The organism is Ruegeria sp. BG3 (assembly GCF_056538485.1).
The window spans coordinates 45,694-68,759 of the sequence record NZ_JBQFTE010000008.1 but is presented as its reverse complement, the minus strand read 5'-3'; the positions used below and the strand labels follow the sequence as shown (position 1 = coordinate 68,759).

Annotated in this window: 20 protein-coding genes; 12 read left to right on the top strand and 8 right to left on the bottom strand. The window is 58.3% G+C overall.

Annotation, left to right across the window (positions count from 1 at the left end):
* Nucleotides 1-52: 52 nt before the first annotated feature.
* From ACR0AI_RS13635 to ACR0AI_RS13625, 3 genes are read left to right on the top strand one after another with little or no spacing between them, the layout of a single operon-like run.
* On the top strand, nucleotides 53-1,240 hold the full coding sequence (locus ACR0AI_RS13635; protein WP_480674761.1) for a 2-aminoethylphosphonate--pyruvate transaminase: 1,188 nt from the start codon (nucleotides 53-55) through the stop codon (nucleotides 1,238-1,240).
* A gap of 14 nt (nucleotides 1,241-1,254) precedes the next feature.
* Nucleotides 1,255-2,043 (top strand): phosphonoacetaldehyde hydrolase, encoded by a 789-nt coding sequence (gene phnX, locus ACR0AI_RS13630; protein WP_480674759.1) that lies wholly within the window; start codon nucleotides 1,255-1,257, stop codon nucleotides 2,041-2,043.
* 4 nt (nucleotides 2,044-2,047) lie between these two features.
* Nucleotides 2,048-3,484, top strand: coding sequence for a sulfatase-like hydrolase/transferase (locus ACR0AI_RS13625; protein WP_480674757.1), 1,437 nt, complete (start codon nucleotides 2,048-2,050; stop codon nucleotides 3,482-3,484).
* 55 nt (nucleotides 3,485-3,539) lie between these two features.
* Here ACR0AI_RS13625 and ACR0AI_RS13620 read toward each other — a convergent pair whose 3' ends face one another.
* Nucleotides 3,540-4,373 carry an IclR family transcriptional regulator gene (locus ACR0AI_RS13620; protein ID WP_170556020.1) on the bottom strand — a complete coding sequence of 278 codons (834 nt, stop codon included), beginning with the start codon at nucleotides 4,371-4,373 and terminating at the stop codon, nucleotides 3,540-3,542.
* A gap of 246 nt (nucleotides 4,374-4,619) precedes the next feature.
* Between ACR0AI_RS13620 and ACR0AI_RS13615 the strand changes: the two genes are divergently transcribed.
* The 7 genes from ACR0AI_RS13615 (at nucleotide 4,620) to ACR0AI_RS13585 (ending at nucleotide 11,168) form a co-directional block, all read left to right on the top strand.
* Nucleotides 4,620-5,714 carry a TRAP transporter substrate-binding protein gene (locus ACR0AI_RS13615; protein ID WP_170556021.1) on the top strand — a complete coding sequence of 365 codons (1,095 nt, stop codon included), beginning with the start codon at nucleotides 4,620-4,622 and terminating at the stop codon, nucleotides 5,712-5,714.
* Between the two features lie 82 nt (nucleotides 5,715-5,796).
* Complete coding sequence (locus tag ACR0AI_RS13610) at nucleotides 5,797-6,405, top strand: TRAP transporter small permease subunit (RefSeq protein WP_170380353.1); 609 nt, start codon at nucleotides 5,797-5,799, stop codon at nucleotides 6,403-6,405.
* Nucleotides 6,398-7,762 carry a TRAP transporter large permease gene (locus tag ACR0AI_RS13605; RefSeq protein ID WP_170380354.1) on the top strand — a complete coding sequence of 455 codons (1,365 nt, stop codon included), beginning with the start codon at nucleotides 6,398-6,400 and terminating at the stop codon, nucleotides 7,760-7,762. The genes ACR0AI_RS13610 and ACR0AI_RS13605 overlap by 8 nt, the downstream gene beginning before the upstream one ends.
* Nucleotides 7,759-9,102, top strand: coding sequence for an amidase (locus tag ACR0AI_RS13600; RefSeq protein WP_480674755.1), 1,344 nt, complete (start codon nucleotides 7,759-7,761; stop codon nucleotides 9,100-9,102). The genes ACR0AI_RS13605 and ACR0AI_RS13600 overlap by 4 nt, the downstream gene beginning before the upstream one ends.
* A gap of 16 nt (nucleotides 9,103-9,118) precedes the next feature.
* Complete coding sequence (locus ACR0AI_RS13595; RefSeq protein WP_170380356.1) at nucleotides 9,119-9,313, top strand: hypothetical protein; 195 nt, start codon at nucleotides 9,119-9,121, stop codon at nucleotides 9,311-9,313.
* Nucleotides 9,314-9,317: 4 nt separating this feature from the next.
* Entirely contained in the window at nucleotides 9,318-10,280 is a 963-nt protein-coding gene (locus ACR0AI_RS13590) for a 2-hydroxyacid dehydrogenase (protein ID WP_480674753.1), read from the top strand.
* A gap of 15 nt (nucleotides 10,281-10,295) precedes the next feature.
* Nucleotides 10,296-11,168, top strand: a complete 873-nt coding sequence (locus ACR0AI_RS13585; RefSeq protein ID WP_480674751.1) for an NAD(P)-dependent oxidoreductase — start codon at nucleotides 10,296-10,298, stop codon at nucleotides 11,166-11,168.
* Between the two features lie 98 nt (nucleotides 11,169-11,266).
* Here the strand turns inward: ACR0AI_RS13585 and ACR0AI_RS13580 are convergent, their stop codons facing one another.
* From ACR0AI_RS13580 to ACR0AI_RS13550, 7 genes are all read right to left on the bottom strand, one after another.
* The gene (locus ACR0AI_RS13580; RefSeq protein WP_480674749.1) at nucleotides 11,267-12,412 is read right to left on the bottom strand and encodes an ABC transporter permease; all 1,146 of its coding nucleotides are present in this window, start codon (nucleotides 12,410-12,412) and stop codon (nucleotides 11,267-11,269) included.
* Nucleotides 12,409-13,335 carry an ABC transporter ATP-binding protein gene (locus ACR0AI_RS13575; RefSeq protein WP_480674747.1) on the bottom strand — a complete coding sequence of 309 codons (927 nt, stop codon included), beginning with the start codon at nucleotides 13,333-13,335 and terminating at the stop codon, nucleotides 12,409-12,411. Before ACR0AI_RS13575 ends, ACR0AI_RS13580 begins: the two co-directional genes overlap by 4 nt.
* Nucleotides 13,332-14,294: an HlyD family secretion protein gene (locus ACR0AI_RS13570; protein ID WP_480674745.1), complete on the bottom strand. Its 963-nt coding sequence runs from the start codon at nucleotides 14,292-14,294 to the stop codon at nucleotides 13,332-13,334. The genes ACR0AI_RS13575 and ACR0AI_RS13570 overlap by 4 nt, the downstream gene beginning before the upstream one ends.
* A 213-nt stretch (nucleotides 14,295-14,507) precedes the next feature.
* A complete protein-coding gene (locus ACR0AI_RS13565; RefSeq protein ID WP_480674743.1) occupies nucleotides 14,508-15,290 on the bottom strand; it encodes an FkbM family methyltransferase in 783 nt (260 codons plus the stop codon).
* The gene (locus ACR0AI_RS13560; RefSeq protein ID WP_480674741.1) at nucleotides 15,287-16,348 is read right to left on the bottom strand and encodes a glycosyltransferase family 4 protein; all 1,062 of its coding nucleotides are present in this window, start codon (nucleotides 16,346-16,348) and stop codon (nucleotides 15,287-15,289) included. The genes ACR0AI_RS13565 and ACR0AI_RS13560 overlap by 4 nt, the downstream gene beginning before the upstream one ends.
* A 252-nt stretch (nucleotides 16,349-16,600) precedes the next feature.
* Entirely contained in the window at nucleotides 16,601-17,728 is a 1,128-nt protein-coding gene (locus ACR0AI_RS13555; protein ID WP_480674739.1) for a Hint domain-containing protein, read from the bottom strand.
* A gap of 214 nt (nucleotides 17,729-17,942) precedes the next feature.
* Nucleotides 17,943-18,854, bottom strand: a complete 912-nt coding sequence (locus ACR0AI_RS13550; protein WP_480674737.1) for a LysR substrate-binding domain-containing protein — start codon at nucleotides 18,852-18,854, stop codon at nucleotides 17,943-17,945.
* 90 nt (nucleotides 18,855-18,944) lie between these two features.
* Here ACR0AI_RS13550 and ACR0AI_RS13545 point away from each other — a divergent pair, with 90 nt between their 5' ends.
* Nucleotides 18,945-20,465, top strand: coding sequence for a trimethylamine methyltransferase family protein (locus tag ACR0AI_RS13545; RefSeq protein WP_480674735.1), 1,521 nt, complete (start codon nucleotides 18,945-18,947; stop codon nucleotides 20,463-20,465).
* A gap of 120 nt (nucleotides 20,466-20,585) precedes the next feature.
* Nucleotides 20,586-23,054 carry a GcvT family protein gene (locus ACR0AI_RS13540; protein ID WP_480674733.1) on the top strand — a complete coding sequence of 823 codons (2,469 nt, stop codon included), beginning with the start codon at nucleotides 20,586-20,588 and terminating at the stop codon, nucleotides 23,052-23,054.
* The last annotated feature ends 12 nt before the right edge of the window (nucleotides 23,055-23,066 follow it).

Below are 23,066 nucleotides of genomic sequence, written 5' to 3'. Positions count from 1 at the left end.
CGCCATAGCTCAAGCCTATGTTGTGGCACCCTTCATATAGAAGATGAATGTCATGATTGATCACACCCAAAAACTGCCCTCGCCGCATTTCGGTGAACCGTATCTGTTGACTCCGGGCCCGTTGACTACGTCGCTGCCGGTGAAAGAGGCGATGCTGCGCGACTGGGGCAGCTGGGACGCTGATTTCCGCGCCATGACGGCTGAGTTGCGTCGCCGCCTGCTGGATATTCTGGGGCAGGACAAAGACCGCTATGACTGTGTGCCTTTGCAGGGCAGCGGCTCTTATGTGGTCGAGGCGATGCTGGGCAGCTTTGTGCCCAAGGACGGCAAGGTGCTGGTGTTGTGCAACGGCGCCTATGGCAAACGAGCGGTACAGACGCTGGGGTATCTTGGTCGTGACTGCGCCGTGATCGACATGGGGGACTATCTGCCCCCGCGCGGGGATCAGGTAGCCGCGGCTTTGCAGGCCGACCCCGCGATCACGCATGTGCTGGCCATCCATTGCGAGACCAGCTCGGGCATCCTCAACCCGCTTCAGGAGATCTCGGACGCCACACAGGCGGCGGGCCGCAAGCTTCTGGTCGATTCCATGTCGGCCTTCGGTGCTGTCCCGCTCGAGCCGCATGTAATCCCGTTTCAGGCCATGGTCAGCTCGGCCAATAAATGCATCGAGGGCGTACCGGGCTTTGGGTTCGTGATCGCCGAAACAGACGCGATCAAGGCGGCGGAAGGCAAGAGCCATTCGCTCAGCCTGGATGTTCACGCCCAATGGACCGCGATGGAGAAGACAGGCCAGTGGCGCTTTACCCCGCCGACGCATGTGGTCGCGTCCTTCATCGAAGCGCTGCGCGCGCATGAGGCCGAGGGCGGCGTCGCCGCGCGGGGCGCGCGGTATCTTGAGAACCGCAAGACGCTGGTCAAAGGGATGCGCGCGCTGGGCTTTGTCACATTGCTGGACGACGAGTGGCTGTCGCCGATCATCACCACCTTCTTCTGCCCAGATCACCCTCGTTTTGCGTTTCCGGATTTCTATAACCGCATGAAAGCGCGCGGATTTATCCTGTATCCCGGCAAACTGACCGCAGCCGAAAGCTTCCGGATTGGCCACATCGGACAAGTCGATGCGCATGTGATGCAAGCGGTCGTTGACACCGCAGCTGAGGTGCTGCGTGACATGGGGGTCGACAGTGCCAGACCCTCGGACGAAACACTCAAACAGAAACAGGTTGAACCTGCCTGACGAAAGGAAAGACAATGAGCAAATTCAAAGCCGCCGTGTTTGATTGGGCGGGGACAATGGTCGATTTTGGATCATTCGCGCCAATGGGTGTGTTTGTGAAGGCCTTCGCCAAGTTCGATATCGAAGCCACCATTGAACAGGCCCGCGCACCGATGGGCGCGCCTAAATGGGATCACATCCGCACCATGATGGACATGCCCGAAATCGCCGCCCAGTGGGAGGCAAAATACGGCAACGCGCCAACTGATCAGGATGTCGACAAGGTCTATGAGATCTTCGTGCCGATGAACGAAAAAGTCGCTGCCGACTACGCGGATCTTGTTCCGGGTGGTAAAGCTGCGATTGATGATCTGCGGTCCATGGGCCTCAAGATCGGGTCGACCACGGGCTACACCCGCTCGATCATGGAGAACGTCCTGCCGGTTGCCGCCGCTCAGGGTTATGAGCCGGACAACCTGGTCTGTTCTGACGACCTGCCCGAGGGCCGCCCCGGCCCGCTGGGCATGTATAAATGCATGGTTGATCTTGTGGCCTATCCGCCTGCGGCGATCATCAAGGTCGATGACACCGAGCCAGGCATCAAAGAAGGCGTCGCTGCTGGCTGTCTGACAGTTGGCGTGTCCTTGTCCGGCAACGCAGTGGGCAAGACACCGGAGGAACTGGCCGCACTGTCCGCAGAAGAGGTTGACGAGTTGCGCCAGCACGCGACCAAGATCCTGAAGGACGCGGGCGCGGACTATGTGATCGACACGGTTGCCGATCTGCCCGCGCTGATCCGTAAGCTGGACAACGCAGAGGCCTGACCCCATGTTGAAGAAGGCTCCGCGCAATTTTCTGTTCATCGTCATCGATCAGTTCCGCGCAGACCTTCTGACGGGCGCTTTGGGCCAGCATGTGCCGCTGCCCAACATTCGCGCTCTGGCCGCGCGATCGGTGCATTTCCGCAACCATCATACAGTTGTAGTGCCCTGCGGTCCGGCCCGTGCAAGCTTGCTAACGGGCCAATACGCTATGAACCACGGATCGGTTCAGAATGGCGTTCCGCTGCGGCGCGATATCCCCAACCTTGCAACGGCGCTGCGCACCAATGGGCTAGAGCTGTTGTTGTTCGGCTATACAGACACGCAGCCCGATCCCAGGGACCTACACCCAAATGACCCTGCGCATCTCTCCTACACAGGGCCGATCCCGGGCATCACCGAGGTCACCGAGATGCGCGAGGAAGCGTGGGAGTGGCTCGCCCATCTCAGATCGCGTGGCTATGACGTGCCGGATGCGGGCGACCTGACTGCGCTCTACAAACCTCAGAACGACACTCTCGGAGGGCCAGCGCTCTATGACGTGCAGGACAGTGATACCGCGTACCTGACCGACCGGATTTTGGCGCATCTTGACGTTCGCAAATCTCAGCCGTGGTCTGCCATGGTCACCTATATCCGGCCGCATCCTCCGTTTGTTGCCCCCGCGCCGTATAACGATTTGATCAACCCGCAGGATATCCCGCCACCGGTTGAGGCCGCTTTTGAGCATCCGTTCTTTGAGGCCCACCATTCCCGCCCAAGCGGCACGGATATGTTTTGGGGTTTTAACGGACAGCAGGACGCAATGACGCCCGAACAAATCGCGCTGTGCCGGTCCACATATCTGGGGCTGGCCGCCGAGGTCGATCACCATATCGGTCGGATTTTTGAATGGTTGCGAAACGTGGGGCAGTTGGACGACACACTGATCGTGTTGACCGCCGATCACGGAGAGATGCTGGGCGATCTTGGTCTGTGGGGAAAGCAGACCCCGTTCCGCGCCGCCTCGCACGTGCCCCTGATGATCGGGCATCCGGATCTTGCGCCCGAAGATATCGACGTGTTGACCCAGTCAATTGACGTTGCCCCGACGGTTCTGTCGGCGCTTGGGGCGACAACGCCGCCCGAGATGCAGGGCAGCAACCTCTTGGCGCCCGACCGACCCGTCGGGCAAGGGGCCATGGTCGAGCTTGAGCTTGGATCAGAGAACGGCAAGGGGCGCTTTGAAACCGCATGGCAATGCCCGCCCGATCATTGCCGCGCCCTTGCGTTTGAGAAAGACGGATATCGGCTTGCGCATTTCGCAACGGATATCGAGCCGATGCTGTTTGATGTCGAAAACGATCCCGATTGCACCCGGAATCTCGCGCGGGAAGATCTGCCCCGACTGCATCACCTGCGGGCTGAGGTGCTGTCACACAGAATGAGAAAAGGCGTAGTCTGAGGTGGCTTTGGGTCCCGACCTCCAAAGCTCAAAAATGGTTGAAAAAGCGAAGGAATTAACTCTGAGGTGGGGAATTCCGGAGTTTTTCAGAAATACTTGCCGCAGTCTCAACAACCGACGCGGCCAAGGTTTCAAGCTTGTTGTCGGGGAATCTGGTGATGGGCCCTGATACTGAAACGCCAGCGACGACATTCTCCAACGAGTCGAAGACAGGCGCTGCGATACAGCGCAGACCTGGAAAACGCTCTTCATCGTCGATCGCCCATCCCCTTTGCCGGGATGTCTGCAGTTCATCTTTGAGCTGTTGTTTGTCCGTAATCGAATTGGGCGTCTGTTGAACCAGTGTCAGAGGGGACAACAGCTTTTCAAGCGCTGCCTCGTCCATATACGCCATAATGGCTTTGCCGACACCGGATGTGTGAAAGTATGCTGCGGTGCCATTTTTGATCGAGGCGCGGATCGGATTTTCGGATTCGACCTGGATCAGGTAAAGCAGCTGCCCACCTTCCTCGATGGCAAGGTTCACTGTCTCTCCGGTTTCCTTGGACAGCTTGCGCATCGCCGCTGGTGCGACTTCCAGCAGATTCGAGGTTTCCTCAAACGTATTGCCGATCCGATAGGCCTGCGGTCCGACGCGCCACTTACCCTGTTCGGCATCGTTGACCACCATTCCCCGCTGCTGGAGTGTGGTCAGTAGCCGGTGCGCCGTCGCCGTTGGAATGCCTGTCGTTCGTGCGATGTCAACAAGCGTCGCGCCCCGCGCATCTGCGACTGCAATCAGGACACGAATCCCACGATCCAGCGCCCCGACCAGAGAACCTGCGGGCTTTTCTTCATTCGCTTTCAGGCGCGGCCGCCCGCGTCTTGCAACTGTCTTTGGTTCGTTCATTTTTGGCGCGTTTGTCATCTGGCTGGTTGTGAAAAGAGTCTAGCTTGTTCGCAAGTGCAAAAAAATGAAAATAATAATTTAAGCAAAAACAATTATTTGCGTGCATTTTGACGCTCAAAATGAAAGAGTTTCCAAAATATTTTGAAAAATTGCGAATCTGGCTTATCGTAGATTCTATCCGCTGGAGGGCGGGTTTGGTGCCAATGCCGAAGGGATATCGGCGACGGCCCAGTCTAGGGAGGAAACATGACAAAATCTTTGAACCGCAGAAACTTTCTGCGTGGCTCCGCTGTTGTAGGTGCTGGTGCGCTTGCTGCTCCGGCTGTCCATGCTCAGGAAGGAACGACAATGAAGATGCAGGCTGCCTGGGGTGGCGGCATCTTTCTTGAGAACGCGCAATCCTACGTCAACCGCGTCAACGAAATGTCCGGTGGCAAACTGACGATCGAACTTCTGCCTGTGAATTCGGTCGTGAAAACCAGCCAGATGCAGGACGCGGTTCACCGCGGTGTTCTGGACGCGGCGCATTATGTTCCGGCCTACTGGTACTCGAAATCCAAGACAGCATCGCTGTTTGGGACGGGTCCTTGCTTTGGTTGGTCCAGCCAGGAAGTACTGGGCTGGGTGAACTATGGCGGCGGTCAGGAACTGTTTGACGAGCTGATGGGCATCCTTGGCCTGAACGTTGTGTCGTTCTTCAACTCGCCCATGCCTGCGCAACCACTGGGTTGGTTCAAAGAGGAAATCACAAGTTCGGATCAGATGAACGGTCTGAAGTACCGTACAGTTGGTCTTGCGGCAGATGTTCTGCTTGAGATGGGCATGTCCGTTGTGCAGCTGCCCGGGGGCGAGATCCAGCCCGCGATGAAGTCCGGCCTGATTGATGCGGCCGAGTTTAACAACCCCACATCCGACCGCGACTTTGGTATGCAGGACGTGTCCAAACACTATCACCTGGCCTCGTTCCACCAGAGCCAGGAGTTCTTCGAGGTCACGTTCAACAAAGACAAGTTCAACGCGCTTGCGCCCGAGCTTCAGGCGATCCTGAAATACGCGTCCGAGGCCGAGAACTCGAACTTCTACTGGAACAACACCAAGCGCTACGCCGACGATCTGGTGACACTGGCCGAAGAGCAGGGCGTCAACGTGTATCGCACGCCTGACAGCGTGATGCAGGCCCAGCTTGAGGCTTGGGATGTGGTGGTCGAAAGGATCTCGAATGAAGATCCGTTCTTTGCCAAGGTCGTCGACAGCCAGAAGGCCTATGCTGAGACTGTCATGAACTACCTCAACCTCAACCAGCCGGACTACAAGCTGGCGTATAAGCACTACTTCGGCTGAGGCCTGACAACTCTTTGAAAACGGAAGGTCGCGCCGGTGCGCGGCTTTCTGAACTGCGGGCGGAACAGGCGAGGAACTGACCTTGATCAAGACAATCCACGCCATCGAAGGGCTAAGCCAATGGGTCGGCAAAGCCTTCGGTTGGTGCATCCTAATACTGACACTTTCGGTGTCCTACGAAGTGTTCGTCCGGTATGTGCTGAACAAGCCGACCGTCTGGGCGTTCGATATGATGGTGCAGATGTATGGCGCCCTGTTCCTGATGGCCGGGGCCTATGCGCTGGCGCAAGACGCGCATGTGCGCGGCGACGTGCTGTACCGCCTGTTCTCGGTCCGCTGGCAGGCGCGGGTCGATTTCGTTCTGTATATTATCTTTTTCTTCCCCGGCATGTTTGCCCTGTTCTGGTACGGCTGGGAAATCGCCAAGGACAGTTGGCGCTATGAAGAGGTGAGCTGGAACAGCCCCGCCAGAATTCAGATCTATTTCTTCAAAACCCTGATCCCGGTCGCCGGTGTTTTGCTGATGCTGCAAGGGCTTGCCGAGATGGCAAGATGCTGGCTGGCGATGAGAAATGGCGTCTGGCTCGACCGTCTGGATGACGTGCGCGAGACCGAAGACATGCTGATGGAATCAACCGTCGACCGAATTCATACAACAGGCACCAAGCAAGGAGGTCGCAGCGATGACTGACCCACAAGTCGCCATCCTGATGCTCAGCCTCTTTATTGTGCTGGTGCTGTTGGGCTTTCCGATTGCGTTCACACTGCTCGCCATGGGCGTCGCGTTCGGGTACTACGCCTATTACCAGTCCGCGCCCGAGAGCATTGCGGACATCTTCAACAACAACATCTTCTACCTGCTGAACCAGAATACCTATTCGGTGATGGAGAATGACACGCTTGTTGCCATCCCCTTGTTCCTGTTCATGGGCTACGTGGTCGAAAGGGCGAATATCGTCGACCGGTTGTTCTTTTCGCTCTACATGGCAGCCCGTAACCTACCCGGATCTCTGGCGATTGCGGCTCTGCTGACCTGCGCGGTGTTCTCGACGGCGTCGGGCATCGTGGGCGCGGTTGTCACCCTGATGGGTTTGCTGGCCTATCCGGCAATGGCCAACGCGGGATATCAGCGTAGCTTTGCCTCGGGCGTGATCTGTGCCGGTGGCACCTTGGGTATCCTGATCCCGCCGTCGATCATGTTGATCGTCTACGCCGCCATTGCCGAGCTTTCTCCTCTGCGCCTCTATGCAGCGGCGGTCTTTCCGGGCCTCATGCTGGCGGGTCTCTACATCGTCTACGTCATGGTGCGTGTCTGGTTGAACCCGTCGCTGGCCCCCAAGCCGCAGGAGGATGATGTTCCGCCAAAACGGCAGATCTACATGGACCTCCTGATTTCGTTCGTGCCGTTGACCGTTTTGATCCTGCTGGTGCTTGGATCAATCCTCGGCGGTCTTGCAACGCCGGCCGAAGCGGCGGCGATGGGTGCCTTGGGCGGGCTTGTGCTGGCCGTGCTCTACCGGTCGCTCACCTGGGACAAGGTCAAGCAAAGCGTCTTCCTCACGGCCAAGGCCACTGCTATGGTGTGTTGGCTGTTCGTGGGCTCGTGGACCTTTGCGTCGATCTTTTCCTATCTCGGCGGGCATGACGTGATTGAGCATTGGGTTGTTGGCATGAACCTTCAGCCCTGGCAGTTCCTGGTGCTTGCACAGTTGATCATCTTCCTGCTGGGCTGGCCGCTTGAATGGTCCGAGATTCTGATCATCTTCGTGCCGATCTTCCTGCCCATGCTCGAGACGTTTGGCGTCAACCCGTATTTCTTCGCGATGCTGGTGGCTCTGAACTTGCAGACCTCATTCCTGACACCACCGATGGCTATGTCAGCCTACTACTTGAAGGGGGTCCTCAAGAACCAGATCCAGCTGATGGAGATCTTCCGAGGTCTGATGCCCTATCTGGCCATCGTGATCCTGTGCATGGTGCTGATGTATCAGTTCCCGGGCATCGCGCTGTGGCTGCCTGACTACCTGTTCGGGGTCTGGGTGCCATGACCAAACATGATCTGTCATTGTTCTCGGCGGTTCAATCCGCCGAGGGCATTCGGGACGGGCGTGTCTTGTCCGAAGCGCTGGTTGAGGACTGTCTCAAACGCATCGAAGAGACCGACAGCACCATCCGCGCCTGGGCTTATCTGGATGCGGGCGTGGCGCTGGATCAGGCGCGTGAGCTGGATCGCATTCGCAAGGCCGGACGGGCGACAGGCCCCTTGCACGGCGTGCCCATCGGGCTCAAGGACATTGTCGATACAAAAGACATGCCCACGCAGCGGGGCACGCCGATCTTTTCGGGTCGACAGCCGGAGGCAGATGCAAGGCTGGTTGAATGCCTGCGCGAGGCCGGTGCCGTTATCATGGGCAAGACCAAGACGACCGAGCTTGCCTTCATGCATCCGACCGACACCACCAACCCATTCGATGCGACCAGAACACCGGGGGGGTCGTCCAGCGGATCGGCTGCGGCCGTTGCGGCCAGACATGTGCCTCTGGCCATCGGCACGCATACCGGGGGCTCGGTTATCCGCCCGGCCTCTTATTGCGGCGTCTATGGTTTCAAACCCACGCGCGGAATGATCTCGCGGCATGGGGTTTTCAGGACCTCGGTTTCTTTGGACCACGTTGGGGGGTTCGCCAACGCACTGGAAGATATCGCCTTGCTGACAGATGTGGTCGCCGGATATGACCAGCGCGATCCCGCCAGCTTTGCCCGGCCGCGAGCGGATATGTTGTCCGGCGCGCAGGCAGAGGTTCCGGTTGAACCGAACATTGCCTGGCTCGATTTTCCGTTCAACGACCGCCTTGATCCAGATGCGCTTGAGGGGCTGAACGCCGTTATCGAGGGGCTTGGTGGAAGGGTCGAGCGTTTTTCGGTATCGCCGCAACTGGCCGATCTGATCACCGTTCACAAAACGATCTATGACTATGAAATTCGCCAGAACATGGCCGAAATCTCGAACGCGCATTGGCCAGACCTCAGCCCCGAGATGCAATCCGCCGTCACCCGTGGCGGAGATATCAGCGAGGCCCAATATGAAGACGCCTTGGCCGTCATGGCCTCCGCTCAAGGCTTTTTCGCCGAGTATTTCAATGAATTCGACGCAATCCTGGCCCCGGCAGCAACCGGCGAAGCCGTGCCGCTGAGCGCGGGCCATACCGGAGATTCTGTTTTCTGCCTCACCTGGACGTTGGCGGGATTGCCCTGCCTCACGCTGCCTTTGTTGGTGGGGCGGAATGACTTGCCCATTGGTGTCCAGCTGATCGGCGCGGTCGAAGAAGACGATCGGCTTCTTCGCACAGCTTCATGGGTTCAAAGAACCCTCAGAACGCAAGAATAAAAGGGAGAGCAATCCTATGTCACGACTGACAAATATTCTCATGGGCCTCATCGGTACCGGCCTGATGATGGTGTTCGTCCTCGGGCTTGCCCACAGTATCTCGACCGGTTTCGCCGGGTTCTGGGGCGGGTTTCCGTTCTTGTGTATTGCGGTCTTCGTCATAGCCCTGGCGCTGTACAATTTCTGGGAAGACGCGATCAAAAAGGACTGACCCCATGAGCGATAGACCCGTTCTCTGGCTACCGCGTCGGGTGTCCGATGCCACGATTGCGCGCGCGCGACAAGGCTATGACGTGATTCTGAACGAGGCCGACACGCCGGGCACGGCGGACGAGATCATCGCCTTGAGCGCAAGGGTCGACGCGATGATGCCCTGTCACTCGGAACATTTCTCGGCCGAGGTCGTCTCAAAGCTTGATCCACGGCTGAAGATCGTGGCGAACCATTCAGTGGGCGTAGATCATTGTGACCTTCCGGCACTGGCTGCGAAGGGGATTGTCGTGACAAACACGCCCGACGTCCTGTCGGACGCCACGGCCGAGCTTGCGATGTTGCTGATGCTGGGTGCCGCGCGGCATGCGGTCCGAGGGGACCGCCTGATGCGCACCGGTGCCTGGGACAGCTGGAGCCCGTCTTTCATGGTCGGCAAACAGCTCACCGGTGCTCGGCTTGGGATTGTCGGTATGGGCCGTGTGGGTCGCGCGTTCGCAGAAAAGGCGCGCGGTTTTGATATGGAGGTTCACTATTTCAACCGCACCCGCCTGTCGCCTGAACAAGAGCAAGGCGCGACATATCACGAAAGCATCGACACGTTGTTGACGGTCGCGGATTTCCTGTCGCTGCATTGTCCCGCAACACCGGATACTACGAACCTGATGGACGCCGAAAATCTGGCAAAGTTGCCTGACGGCGCGGTTCTGGTGAATTCGGCGAGGGGTGCGCTTGTTGACGAAGACGCGTTTCTGCACGCGATCGAAAGCGGCAAGCTGGCCGCTGCCGGGCTTGATTGTTTCAAGACCGAACCGGGTGGAAACCCAAAATTCGCAGCGCATGAAAACATCTTCATGTTGCCGCATATAGGCAGTGCTACAACCAAAACCCGAGACGCTATGGGCTTTCGAGCGTTGGACAATCTGGATGCTTTTTTTGCGGGTCAAACACCGCGAGACCTTTTGTAGTAGAGGACATAAGTAATGGCTAAACTTGCTTTTCTCGGCCTGGGCGTGATGGGCTATCCGATGGCAGGCCACCTACAGGCTGCAGGCCACGACGTGACGGTTTTCAACCGGACGGCTGCCAAAGCCGATGCCTGGGTTGCTGAACATGGTGGCTCTATGGCCGCAACCCCGCGCGAGGCGGCCGAGGGGGCAGAATTTGTCATGACCTGTGTGGGGAATGACGATGACCTGCGCAGCGTTTGCACGGGGGTAGACGGAGCGTTCTCCGGGATGTCGCAAAGCACCACGCTCGTGGACCACACGACCGTTTCGGCGAAGGTCACGCGCGAGTTGTATGCTGCGGCAAAGGATCAGGGTTTGGGCTTTGTAGACGCGCCGATTTCGGGCGGTCAGGCGGGGGCCGAAAACGGTGTCCTTTCGATCATGTGCGGCGGGGATCAGTCTGTATACGATGCGGCCGAGCCGATCATGCAGGTCTATTCGAAAATCTGCCGTCGGATTGGCGAAAGCGGTGCGGGTCAGATGACGAAGATGAGCAACCAGATTGCGATCGCCGGTCTGGTTCAGGGTTTAAGCGAGGCCCTGCATTTCGCCGAGAAAGCCGGTCTGGACGGGCGCGCGGTCGTCGAGGTTATCAGCCAAGGCGCAGCCGGAAGCTGGCAGATGGCCAACAGGTACGAGACGATGCTGGACGACCATTTTGACCACGGTTTTGCCGTGGACTGGATGCGCAAAGATCTGGGGATTTGTCTTGATACTGCAAATGAAACCGGGGCAAGCCTTCCGGTGACGGCGTTGGTCGATCAGTTTTACAAGGATGTTCAGAAACTCGGCGGCGGTCGCTGGGATACCTCGTCTTTGCTAAAGAGACTTCGGGCGCTGGATTGAACACCACGTTTACGAGGCCTCCCGGCTGAGCGCTTGCAAGGCAAACCGAGGTAGGGCGGCGATGTGCCTGACACGCTGCCCAAGCGCCAGATGGTTCGCTAGCCCAGGCGCTTCTTGAACCTCAGCGTTGCTGCCAGCAATCCGAAAATGGCAAAGCCGATCATCCACACGATCTCCGAGCGCAGATCATAGAGAGAGGCATCGCGCAGAACCACGCCCCGGATCATTTCCATGAAATGCGTGGCCGGCAACACCTGTGCGATGATCTGAACCGGTTGAGGCATGCCGTCGAACGGAAACATGAACCCGGACATCAGGATGGACGGCAGCAGGATAAAGAGGGTCATCTGCATCGACTGAAGCTGGTTCTGGGCCAGCGTGGAAATCACCAGCCCCAGCGAGAGGCTGGCGATGATGAACAGCAGCGTCACCACCAGCAATGTGCCCAGCCCTCCGTTAATGGGGACGTCAAACAGAAGATGCCCGAGCCCCAGAATGATCGCGACCTGGATCAGGCCCAGAAAGATGTAGGGTATGATCTTGCCAAGCATCAACTCGATCGACTTGATCGGCGTGTTGATCAGCATCTCCATGTTCCCGCGTTCGCGTTCCCGAACGATCGCGGCCGAGGTGAACAGGATCATCGTCATCGTCAGGATCACTCCCACAAGACCCGGTACAATATTGACTGCGGATCGCTGTTCAGGGTTGAAGTACAGCGTCACCTCAAATGTCGGAACCTGCCGGTTAGCAGGCAGCCTCAGCAATTCGGTCAATGGCATTGTCCGCAGAGATTTGATCGCGCTTGCCACCATCGTGTCCGAGCCATCGACGATCCAATGCGCGACGGGTCGACTGCTGGTTTTATCTGTCGAATTGGGCAAGCCCAGTCCGACAGAGGGGCTGCGGGCAAGGCGTTGGCTGACGTCCGGGGGGATGATCAGTGCGGCCCGCACGCGGGATTGTGTGATCGCGCGCTCGGCCTCTTGTGGGGTGGTCAGTTGTTCGGTGACGGTCACGACCTGCGTGGCCTGAACCATCTGAGTCAACATGCGGGACAGCTCGGTTTGGGATTGATCGACAACAGCCACAGGCACGTGGCGCAGGTTGGTGTTGATCGCATATCCGAACAATAAAAGCTGTATCAGCGGGATCATAATGACCATGGCGAAGGTCATCCTGTCCCGCCGCAGCTGCAACAGCTCTTTCCTGAGGACAGCTGCGATCCGGCGGGTCGAGATCATGGGTCTTCCCCCCGCGTAGCGCTGACAAAGACGTCCTCAAGATTTGGCCTCTGGGGTGTCAGAGACAGATCGGAGAACCCCTCAAGCTGAGCGCGCAGCATGTCCACCGGCTGAGGTTCGGACTTGTCCACCAGAACCCGCAAGCGAGAGCCGACCTGAGCAGTCGACAGTATCTTTGGCGTGCCGTCCAGCTCATGTTTAACCTTGCGCAGATCCGGACCTTCAACCTCGACAACGTCGGCTTGAAGATCATTCATAAGCTGGCGCGGTGATCCGTCCGCTTTCTTGACACCATGCTGAAGGATGGCCAGACGGTGGCAGCGCTCGGCCTCATCCATAAAATGGGTGGAAACGATCATGGTGGCACCCTGATCGACCAGATCGAACAATTGCTCCCAGAATGTGCGGCGTGTTTCGGGATCAACGGCCGAGGTCGGCTCGTCCAGAAACAGCAGTTTAGGCCGGTGCAGGATCGTGGCCGCAAGGGCCAGCTTTTGCCGCTGCCCTCCGCTCATGCTGCCGCTGAGTTGATTTACGTTTGTTATCAGGTCGTAGGTGTGTAGCAGCTCGTCGATCCGGTCTTTTGCTGCGTTTGCAGGGATACCGTAGATTTCCGCCGCGAACCTGAGGTTTTCCAGCACGGTCAGGTCGCGGTAGTAGGAGAAGATCTGGGTCATGTACCCGATCTCGTTCTTCAGCGGTTCTGCTGCCTCAGGCATGGATCGACCAAGAACCGAGATGGATCCGCTGGTCGGTGTCAGCAGCCCGGTCAGCATGCGCATGGTCGTGGTCTTGCCGCAGCCGTTAGGGCCAAGAAACCCGTAGATCTGGCCTGTTCTGATCTCAAGATCCAGATCGTTGACGGCGGTGTTTGTTCCGAATTGCCGGGTCAGGCCGCGTGTCGACACAACGACATCTGTCATGGCATGGGAACCTGCACTGGAACGCCGGCAGGCAGGTCCGGCGACGCGGTGGGCAGATCAATTTCGGCTAGATAGACAAGCCGCGTCCGGTCATCTTGGTTCAAACCATAGTAAGGCGTGAAGGACGCGTCGTCACTGATCCACCGGACCACGCCGTCCAGCGGGGCATCCAGCCCATCGACATTCACCTCCAGCGTATCGCCGGGTTTCAGTTTCACGCGATGCGGTTCGGGTACATAGACGCGGGCATAGGGTGTCTGCCCCGTGACCAGAACGGCCACGGGGCTGCCGGTCGTCACCCGTTCACCAAGGTTCCAAGGCAGCGAGTCCAGGACGCCATCGCGCGTCGCGACAACGGTCAGATCCTCCAATACGGTCTGTTCCGCATCGACCGATGCTTCGGCTGCGCGGACGTTGGCTTCGGCGACAGCCAGATCTTCAGGGCGAGTGCCGTTCTGAAGCTCTTTCAACGTTTCCTGAGCACCGACCAATTCGGCCCGCGCCGAGTCCCGCAAGGCCAGATCATTTGCGACCTGCGCCTCGGTCACGACCGAGTTTTCCACCAAACGGGCATTGCGTTCATAGATTGCTTCAGCATCGGCCAATCGCGCGGTAGCTCCGGCGACCTTGGCTTCGGCAATTGCGATCTCTTCCTCGCGTGGCCCGACCTGCAGCTTCAAGAGCGTGGCTTTTGCTTTTTCCAGTTCCGCCTGCGCCAGGTTCAGCTTTGCGGTTTGCAATGTGGGGTCTAGTTGAACCAGCGTGTCTCCGGCCATGACGACCGAGCCTTCGGAAACGGGTAGATCGACGATGATTTCGCTGGCCGTCGCGGTTAATGCGACGCGGTCGCGTGCCAGAACACCAAGTGCCACGCTCGTATCCGAGGCAGAGCATCGGTCCAGAACCGCAGGCAGCATTGCCGCCAATATCAAGGGTATGGGGATCGACAAATTCAGCACGGGGTCCCTCCGGGTGTTAACCTCTGGTCGCGTTGGACGGTTTGTTGAACCATACAATCATGAAATCGGAATTGTATATGTTGTCTAGCCTTTCGCGAAGACCGCACCGATCATGCGATGCGTTGTGCCGGTTTCAAACCTTAAGCTTGTCCTGACACACCATTTACCTGCCATGCCTTCGGCAGTGTTGGATCAATGGGGTTCTCAAAAGCATCAAAAGTCAAAACGCGCGCTGTCATAGCGGGCGAAAAGAACATCGCAGTCATCAGACTCCTGACGAATGGGTCTGGGGAAATCCAGAATTTCAAACCCGTTCTTACCCATGAAAGAGACGAGCTCTGAGAACCTGTATCCACCCACATAACGCCGTTTTACATTCGCTTCGGCCAACACAAATTCGGTTCTTTTCAGGGTTTCTGTTGCGCCTTTCATGACCTCCAACTCGAACCCTTCGGTATCAATCTTGATGCCGATCGGGCCCTGCAGGTCCGCCGTCAGACTGTCCAGCCTACGCATCGGAACCTCGCGCGTTTCAAACGATGCGAACTGGGCTTTATTGCGTCCTTCGAACTCCATGGCCGTTGCTCGGCTTGTGCGGGTTTTCGTAGCCGTCGAGGGGATGTTGACCGTGATGTTGCCGTCTTCGGGACCTAGGGCGCAGCACTCGAACCGAAAATCCAGTTTGCCTTCGTATTTTTGGACCCTTTGCTGGGATTCGATCAACGGGTCCACAAGCAGGAACTTTGCTTGCGGAAAGGCGTCGTAGATCATCGGGGTGCCCTGATCTACGCCAATATCGATGACGGATTCAGGCTGAAACCCGAAGCCCCGCAAAACTGCGGCGGTTGGTTTGGTCTGTTCGATTTCAAACCCACGGCGCGACAAGGCACGAAACAGCTTGCGCGGTCGGATTTCGGCGCCCGGCTCTTTTGGCGCTAGGTCTACCCCCAGCTCACGCAAGTGACGAAGGAACAGGCGAGGTGTCGAACGTGTCATGTCGTGGGCCGGTCTGGTTGGTGTTCAAGAAGGATGTTCATCAGCTTGGGGCTTATCACCTCGGGCGAGTGCATTTGCGCATGGTTCAAACAGGCCTGTCGCAGCCTCTGATACTCCGAGGTTTCCATCTGCAGCGATCGGATCATGGCGCGGATCAACCCTCGGGGCAAGCTTGGGTCATAGAGTGTTGTCTCATGCAGTTCCGGCGGCGTAATTTCTTTCATTTCAAGCAGGGCAGGGCCGATGATCGGCAATCCGAAACTTAAGGCAAGCGAAACGGTGCCCGAGCTGAAAAGCTCGGAATAAGGGGCCAGAAAGAAATGCGCGCTCGAGAAGATTTCGGGGATCTCCTCATCCGGGATACGGTCGGTTCGGAGAGATATGTTCTCATTCCAGCCTAAGCGCCGCAGCAACCGTCTTTGGCTACCGAAAGCCTTGCCGTACATGTTCAGACGATAGTCATAGTCCCGCTTTGTCAGCTTGGCGGCGGCGTCCCGGATGCGCTCAGCCCCTTTTTCTCCTCGAAACATGCCGAAGAACAAAAACGTGGTTGGACTGCGATCCGGCATAGGGCGCGCCAGTGTGATGTCTTGTGGCTCATACGACCCGAGGTAGCTTGGATGGGAAATCACATGAATGCGGCTTGGGTCAGCCCCGTATTCCGAGATCATGTGATCGCGGGCATGGGGGGCGTGAACGTGGATTGCGTCGGCCCGTTTGACCAGCGATTGGCGGGCCTGGCGAAAGCCGTCAAGGCTGATCACCTTGTGCGGGCGGGCGTTGTGAATGGTCCAGACCAGCCGACCGCCCTGCGCGCGGTAGCTGTCAATCGACAGTTCCGCCTTGTGCAAAAGGTCCGTGTTGTTTTGCGCATCTGCGTCACGACCAAAGATCCGGTCATCCCAATGTAGATGGGTTACTGGGTGTTTGGCCGCATCCAAATTCAGAAGTGCGCCTTTGCCGCCGCCGACAAACTCGACCCTGTCCGCCGCGCAGCGATACATCAGATTGCGCTGATAGGGGTTTCCGTCGGCGGTCGGAATGTTGAGGACTTGCACCGGATTTCCGCCGTTCACAAGGACCCGCCGATTTCGTCTTGGGCGGGCGTGGCGTGTTTCTTTCTGGGGTTCGGTGAAACTGTCACTTGGCTCATATCTACCCAAATTAAAGGGTCTGTTATCGACTGCATCCAACGAAATTGGATGCTCGGCGTATGCAGGCTTGCTTGATGATGGGGGTGATAGCAACCCTTTTCTGCCAGCAACCCCGGCTTAGGCCAAGCGCATGGTCGCTTGTGCAGAGGTCTCTGCTCAGCTATGGCCAACTTGGCCGTCGAACAGGGGTTTGCGGTTCCCGCGGTGACGCTCGACAAGCTTCGAAATCCACTTGCCCTTTCCGGGCACCAACCTTGCCGTTAGCGGTCTAAAATCAACCGCCGCACATTCTGGGAAAAGCTCTTTGATCTCTTGCCTCGCTTCGTGCGAGATGGCCTGCATGGTCAGTGGCCCCAGAAAGAGGCTTTCCGTGGGCGTGCCGTTGGACCAGATGATCTCATGCTGATCGAACAGGATGTGGTGATACCGAACTCCACCAGACAGATCGCCCAGAACATCTACACCGCTCAACGGCAGCAGTTTCTTCGCGGGTAGCAGGACATCCTGACAGTCGAACATCCGCTTGGCGATAGCCGAGGAAACCAGAATCCGGTGCTGAGGCGACACGATCAGATCGCGCTGCGGATAGCCAGGACCCAGCGCATTCGCCCTGATCACAATGGGTTTGAGGTGCGGTTTGTCCTCAAGCTGAGTTTGGCTCAGGCCACGAGAGCCAATCCAGCAAACCGGCCGCAGCCCGTTGTCATACGTCAGGACCTGATCGCCGACCTTCAGGTCCTCAACGCGAACAAGCCCCACTGATGTTTCGATCAGTGTTCCTGATGCAAAACAGGGCACATCCTCGAATTCACCGCTCGCATTGGTCGGGCCGGTCACGACCTGATCGATTTCGATGGTGTTATCACCTTCCGCGTTCCAGGCGGCGGCGATTGCATCGGTGTTGACCGTCAGGCCGTTGAACAATTCCAGCGGGACAAGCGCGCCGTCGTCGGACTTCACACCGAACAGGGCAATGGTCCCGTCTGGGTTCACCTCGAGCCGGACAACAGGATCAGTGTCCGAGTTTTGCAGTTGCCAAACGGCGGGCGTATTCACCTCGTACCGGTCGCCATCTGCAAATCGCACGGTTTGACCGGAGGTCCCGCTAATCTGAAACTGCAACTCATTTGGTGCTCCGGCGGGGCCGCCAACAAAAAGATCAACTCCGTTGATCTGCGCGCTGAAACTGTTGTCGAGCAGCCTGAAATCGATGACAAACCCCCCGCCGGGGGTTGTGTCGGTAAATGTGGTGGATGCGCCGCCGACGATGCTGAAATCTGGCATTCAAGTCTCGTTTCAACCTGTAACTTGTTTTCCTTCCGTAGACGCGTAAACCCTTGCTTCTTCAAGACAGAAATTCGTTCATTTTGTGAAAAATTCGCCCCTGACGTCAGGTCCATTGGTTTTGGTTCTGCCTTAGACCGACGTGGGAATCCGCGGGCAGCGTCCTGACGCATATTCGGGGCGGGAGCGCTTGCCTCTCAATGGCGTGTCGTGCTCAGGCAGCTTCGTCCAGAGTGTGCAAAATCCAATCTCTTACCTTTTGCGCATCATCGGACAGAGGGGTTTTCTTGGACCAGACGAGATAGAAACCTTTGCCCGTCGTCCATTGCCAATCGGATCGGGCAGCCAGCAGACCCTGATCGACCAGGCGGTCAGTCAGGTGTTTCCAGCCGAAGGCAAAACCCTCACCGGCCATGGCCGCCTGCAGGACAAGCGCATAGTCATTCAATCGTAGCCCCATGTTCGGAACCGCCGTTCTAATCGAGAAATTGGCGAACCAATCGCTCCAACTCGGACGCTGGCGAATGGGTTCTTCCAGATGAATGAGGCGTTGAGACAGGAGATTCGGCAGGCTTCGCAGATCGACTGCGGCGGCCATGACGCGGGGCGAGGCGACGGGATAGATCGCCTCAGGCGCGATCAGGGCGCTTTCGCAATCCGCCCAGTTTCCATCCCCCAGACGCACCGCAAGGCTGATGTTTTCCGCATCGATATCCGGTTCCCGGTCACTGGATTGCAGGCGCAAGTCGATTTTCGGATGCTGGCTTTGCAGATCGGCTAGTCGCGGCATGATCCAATAGTTGTTGAAGGCCGTCGATGCGCTGAGGGTGACATAGCCCGCCTGTTTGGTCTGTCGGATGGACTCAACCGATATGGCCAATTGCTCGAATGCCCGCGAGACATCAGCCAGCAGCCGCTCACCCGCTCCGGTCAGGACGACCTGACGGTGACCGCGGGTGAACAGAGGCGTTCCTAAGCCTTCTTCCAGCCTACGGATGGCGACGCTGACGGCGGGTTGCTGCACGTTCAGCTCCTGCGCGGCGCGGGTAAAGGACTGAAGGCGGGCGGCGGCCTCGAACACGACCAGATTGCGGGGGGAGCCAAGCTGTTTCCAGAGTTCTTGCATAATCTGTGTTTATGCTAAGCATTCAAATTTTCAAGCGTCACATACATTTTCTTGGTGATTAATATGCACCCAAAAAATGGAGTGCTATTAATGGCTCGGCGCGCACGTCAATCCCGTTCCCGCGGTTCCGAGGCCGGTTCTGTCCCGGCCTCCCCTTATATCCAACGAAAGTTGCCGTTCTTTGATCCTCTGAACGAGGAAGATCTGGCCCGTCTTGAGGCTCAGGTCGACTGGATTTTCCAGGACGTGGGAATCGCCTTCCGCGACGACCCCGAAGCGCTAGAGCTGTGGCGCCGCGAAGGGGCGCGAGTCGAAGGCGATATCGTGCGGGCTGACGCGCAATGGATTCGCAGCCTGTGTGCCCAGGCACCCAAAAGCTTCAAACAAGTCGCGCGTAACCCCGAGCGTTCGGTCGTCATCGGTGACGGCAATCAGGTTTTCGCGCCAGTCTACGGCGCACCTTTCGTGCGTGATCTGGAAGGCGGTCGCCGCTACGGCGATATCGAGTCGTTCGAAAAGCTGGTGAAATTGACCTACCTGCACCCGAACCTGCACCATGGCGGTTTCGTGACCTGCGAACCCTGCGATGTTCCGGTCAGCAAGCGTCACCTCGACATGATGTTTGCGCATATGACCCTCAGCGACAAGCCGCATCTGGGCGCCATCACTGAGATGAGCCGCGCGCAAGACAGCGTTGACATGGCCGAGATCATCTTCGGCGCGGATTTCATGGAAGACAACTGCGTCATAATGGGCAACGTGAACACGAATTCTCCGCTGCTTGTCGACCGCGTTGTCACCGAAGCAGCGCGGGTCTATTCGACACGCGGCCAAGGCATGATCGTGGTTCCGTTCATCCTGTCCGGTGCGATGGGTCCGGTCAGCACTGCCGCCAGCGTGGCACAGGCCATGGCCGAGGCGATGATGGTCTGCGCCTACGTCCAACTGCTGCGCCCCGGCGCGCCGTTTGTTCTGGGCAACTTCCTGTCGTCGATGTCGCTGAAATCCGGCGCGCCGACCTTTGGTATGCCCGAACCAGTGATCTCGAACTACGCCATCGGCCAACTGGCCCGACGCGCCGGTCTGCCACTGCGCTGCGGTGGCTCTCTGACTGCTTCCAAGATCGAAGACGCACAGGCTGCCTATGAATCGGCGGATTCGATGCATTCGACCATGCTGGCCGGTGCAAACTTCGTTTTGCACTCGGCCGGTTGGCTCGAAGGTGGCCTGTGTACCGGGTTCGAGAAACTAATCATGGATGCGGACCGTCTTGGTTCATACCAGAAGGTCCTCAGCCAGGGGCTGGACACGAGCGACGACGCCTTCGCTCGTGATGCCTATGAAGAGGTCGACGCAGGCGGTCACTTCCTGGGCTGTGCCCACACCATGCGCAACTACCAAACCGCATTCTACGAACCCAAGCTCAGCGACAGCGAAAACGTCGAAAGCTGGGAAGAGGGCGGTTCCAAGGACATGCGCCGCCGCGCCTATGAGCGCTGGAACCAGATGCTGAACGAATACCAGCCCCCCGCCATGGACGAGGCCAAGAAAGAAGAACTGGCCGCCTATGTGTCCAAACGCAAAGAAGAGATCCCGGACGCCTGGTACTAAAACCGGGATCCCTTCATCTGGCCAGAAATATCCTCGGGGGGAATCGCGCCGAACGGCGCGATGGGGGGCAGACAGCCCCCCTTCCTCCATCACCACAAGAAAACGACACAGGAAATTCCAATGCCCGAGATTCAAAAAGACGAAACCACGTCTGGTAAAAAGCTGCCCTCCCACGCCAAGGTCGTTGTCATTGGCGGCGGCGTTGTAGGCTGTTCGATCCTCTTTCACTTGGCCAAGTTCGGCTGGAAAGACGTTGTTCTGCTGGAGCGTGACGAGCTGACATCCGGCTCCAGCTGGCACGCGGCGGGTCAGATCCACACGATCAGCTCGGACCCCAACATCTCGCGCCTGCAGAGCTATACCATTGATCTCTATAAAGAGATCGAGGAAACCTCGGGCCATTCGGTCGGCATGCACATCACCGGCGGTTTCTACGCGGCGTCGACAAAGGAATGGTACGACTACCTCAAGCGCGAGCGCTCGAAAGCGCGCTACATGGGCCTGCATCAGGAATTCATCAGCCCGCAGGAACTGGCCGAGCGTCACCCGCTGATCGACCCCAAACACTACCATGCCGCCCTCTGGGACGAACAGGACGGCGATGTTGATCCCTCGGGCGCGACTTACGCCTTCGCGAAATCCGCCCGTCACCACGGCGCGCAATACTTCACCCATTGCGGCGTGACTTCGATGAGCCAGCGCCCCGATGGCAGCTGGGATTTGACCACCCCCAAAGGCGTCATCAACGCCGAGCAGGTTGTCAACTGCGGCGGCCTCTGGGCGCGCGAAGTGGGCCACATGTCGGGCATCCACCTGCCCGTACAGCCTATGGAACACCACTATCTGATCACCGACGCGATCCCGATGATCAAGGACCGTATGGAGAGCATGGGCGAAGCCGGTCGTCTGCCCGCGGGCATCGACTATGAGGCCAACATCTACTTCCGTCAGGAACGCCACGGCATGCTGTTGGGCACCTATGAGCCGAAATCGACCCCGTGGAAGGTCGATGGCACGCCATGGGATTTCGGCCACGAGCTGCTGCAGCCCGATCTGGACCGCATCGCCGACCGTCTGGAAATGTCGTTCGAGCGTATCCCCGCCATCGGCGAATCCGGCATCAAGGACACCATCAACGGCCCGTTCACCTTTGGCCCCGATGGCAACCCGATGATCGGCCCGGTTCCGGGCATGAAGAACTACTGGGTCGCGGTAGGCGTCATGGCAGGTTTCTGTCAGGGCGGCGGCGTTGGCCTGACCATGGCCGAATGGATGATCGACGGCGAGCCCTCGATCGACGTCTGGGCGATGGACGTGGCCCGCTTTGGCGAGTTCGCAACGCCGGACTGGGGCACCATCAAGTCCTCGGAAAACTACGAGCGTCGTTTCGTGATGACCTTCCCGAACGAAACGCTGCCCAAAGGCCGGATGCAGAAAACCACCGCGCTCTATGACCGTCTGGTCGAAAAGGGCGCCGTGATGGGGCAAGGCTTTGGTCTGGAAAACGCTCTGTGGTTTGCCGACGACGCCGAAGACGCGCATGAAACCCCGACCTTCGAACGGAACCGCAGCCACGACTATGTCGCGCGCGAAGTCAAAGCCGTGCAAGAGGCCGTCGGCGGTATCGAAATTGCCAACTTTGCCAAGCACGAGTTCAAGGGCGCTGGCGCGCGTGAATATCTGAACCGCACTCTGGCCGGTTACGTCCCGAAACCGGGCCGTCTGGCGCTGACACCGATGCTGACCGAAAAAGGCCGCCTGTACGGAGACCTGACAGTGGCATGCCTGGGTGACGATCACTTCATGCTGTTCGGGTCCGGCACGATGCAGGATGCGCATCGCCGCTGGTTCGAAAAGGACCTGCCTGCGGATGTGTCCTATGCCAATGTCTCGGATGACTGGCACGGGATCGCCCTGTCCGGCCCCAAATCGCGCGAGCTGCTGGCCCGTATCACCCGCGACGACGTCAGCGCCGATGCGCTGAAGTTCCGCGATCTGCGCCAGACCTTCGTGGGCGGAGTTCCGGTGATCCTGAACCGTATCTCGTTCTCGGGCGAGCTGGGCTTTGAGATCTACTGCAAGCCGATGTACCTGCTGCGTCTGGCCGAGGCGATCGAAGAGGCCGGGGTCGATCTGGGCTATCGCTGGTACGGCGCACGCGCACTGATGTCGCTGCGTCTTGAGAAAGGCTGGGGCGTCTGGACCACCGATTTCCGTCCTGACTTCAACGCGGTCGAATCCGGCATGGATGTCTTCATCAACTGGAAGAAAGACTTTGTCGGCAAGGATGCGACGCTGAAATTCAAGGAAGATGGCGTTGCCCGCAAGCTGGTTACCATGACCATCGACGTGGACGGCATCGATGTCTCGAATGACGAGGCGATCCTGAAAGATGGCGAAGCGGTCGGTTATGTCTCGTCCGGCGGCTACGGCCACCGCGTCGGGAAGTCGATGGCGATGGGCTACGTCGCAACCGAGAGCGCCGCTCCGGGAACCAAGCTGCAGGTGGAAATCCTGGGTGAGTTCTACGACGCCGAAGTTCTGGGTGCACCCGCCTATGACGCCAATGGCGCCAATATGCGGACGTAAGAAAGGAAAGCC

What these genes read in the sequence shown, in the direction of transcription:
- ACR0AI_RS13635 (WP_480674761.1), top strand. Translation starts at nt 53, where the DNA reads ATGATTGATCACACCCAAAAACTGCCCTCGCCGCATTTCGGTGAACCG.
- phnX (WP_480674759.1), top strand. Translation starts at nt 1,255, where the DNA reads ATGAGCAAATTCAAAGCCGCCGTGTTTGATTGGGCGGGGACAATGGTC.
- ACR0AI_RS13625 (WP_480674757.1), top strand. Translation starts at nt 2,048, where the DNA reads ATGTTGAAGAAGGCTCCGCGCAATTTTCTGTTCATCGTCATCGATCAG.
- ACR0AI_RS13620 (WP_170556020.1), bottom strand. Translation starts at nt 4,373, where the DNA reads ATGAACGAACCAAAGACAGTTGCAAGACGCGGGCGGCCGCGCCTGAAA.
- ACR0AI_RS13615 (WP_170556021.1), top strand. Translation starts at nt 4,620, where the DNA reads ATGACAAAATCTTTGAACCGCAGAAACTTTCTGCGTGGCTCCGCTGTT.
- ACR0AI_RS13605 (WP_170380354.1), top strand. Translation starts at nt 6,398, where the DNA reads ATGACTGACCCACAAGTCGCCATCCTGATGCTCAGCCTCTTTATTGTG.
- ACR0AI_RS13600 (WP_480674755.1), top strand. Translation starts at nt 7,759, where the DNA reads ATGACCAAACATGATCTGTCATTGTTCTCGGCGGTTCAATCCGCCGAG.
- ACR0AI_RS13595 (WP_170380356.1), top strand. Translation starts at nt 9,119, where the DNA reads ATGTCACGACTGACAAATATTCTCATGGGCCTCATCGGTACCGGCCTG.
- ACR0AI_RS13590 (WP_480674753.1), top strand. Translation starts at nt 9,318, where the DNA reads ATGAGCGATAGACCCGTTCTCTGGCTACCGCGTCGGGTGTCCGATGCC.
- ACR0AI_RS13585 (WP_480674751.1), top strand. Translation starts at nt 10,296, where the DNA reads ATGGCTAAACTTGCTTTTCTCGGCCTGGGCGTGATGGGCTATCCGATG.
- ACR0AI_RS13580 (WP_480674749.1), bottom strand. Translation starts at nt 12,412, where the DNA reads ATGATCTCGACCCGCCGGATCGCAGCTGTCCTCAGGAAAGAGCTGTTG.
- ACR0AI_RS13575 (WP_480674747.1), bottom strand. Translation starts at nt 13,335, where the DNA reads ATGACAGATGTCGTTGTGTCGACACGCGGCCTGACCCGGCAATTCGGA.
- ACR0AI_RS13565 (WP_480674743.1), bottom strand. Translation starts at nt 15,290, where the DNA reads ATGACACGTTCGACACCTCGCCTGTTCCTTCGTCACTTGCGTGAGCTG.
- ACR0AI_RS13555 (WP_480674739.1), bottom strand. Translation starts at nt 17,728, where the DNA reads ATGCCAGATTTCAGCATCGTCGGCGGCGCATCCACCACATTTACCGAC.
- ACR0AI_RS13550 (WP_480674737.1), bottom strand. Translation starts at nt 18,854, where the DNA reads ATGCAAGAACTCTGGAAACAGCTTGGCTCCCCCCGCAATCTGGTCGTG.
- ACR0AI_RS13545 (WP_480674735.1), top strand. Translation starts at nt 18,945, where the DNA reads ATGGCTCGGCGCGCACGTCAATCCCGTTCCCGCGGTTCCGAGGCCGGT.
- ACR0AI_RS13540 (WP_480674733.1), top strand. Translation starts at nt 20,586, where the DNA reads ATGCCCGAGATTCAAAAAGACGAAACCACGTCTGGTAAAAAGCTGCCC.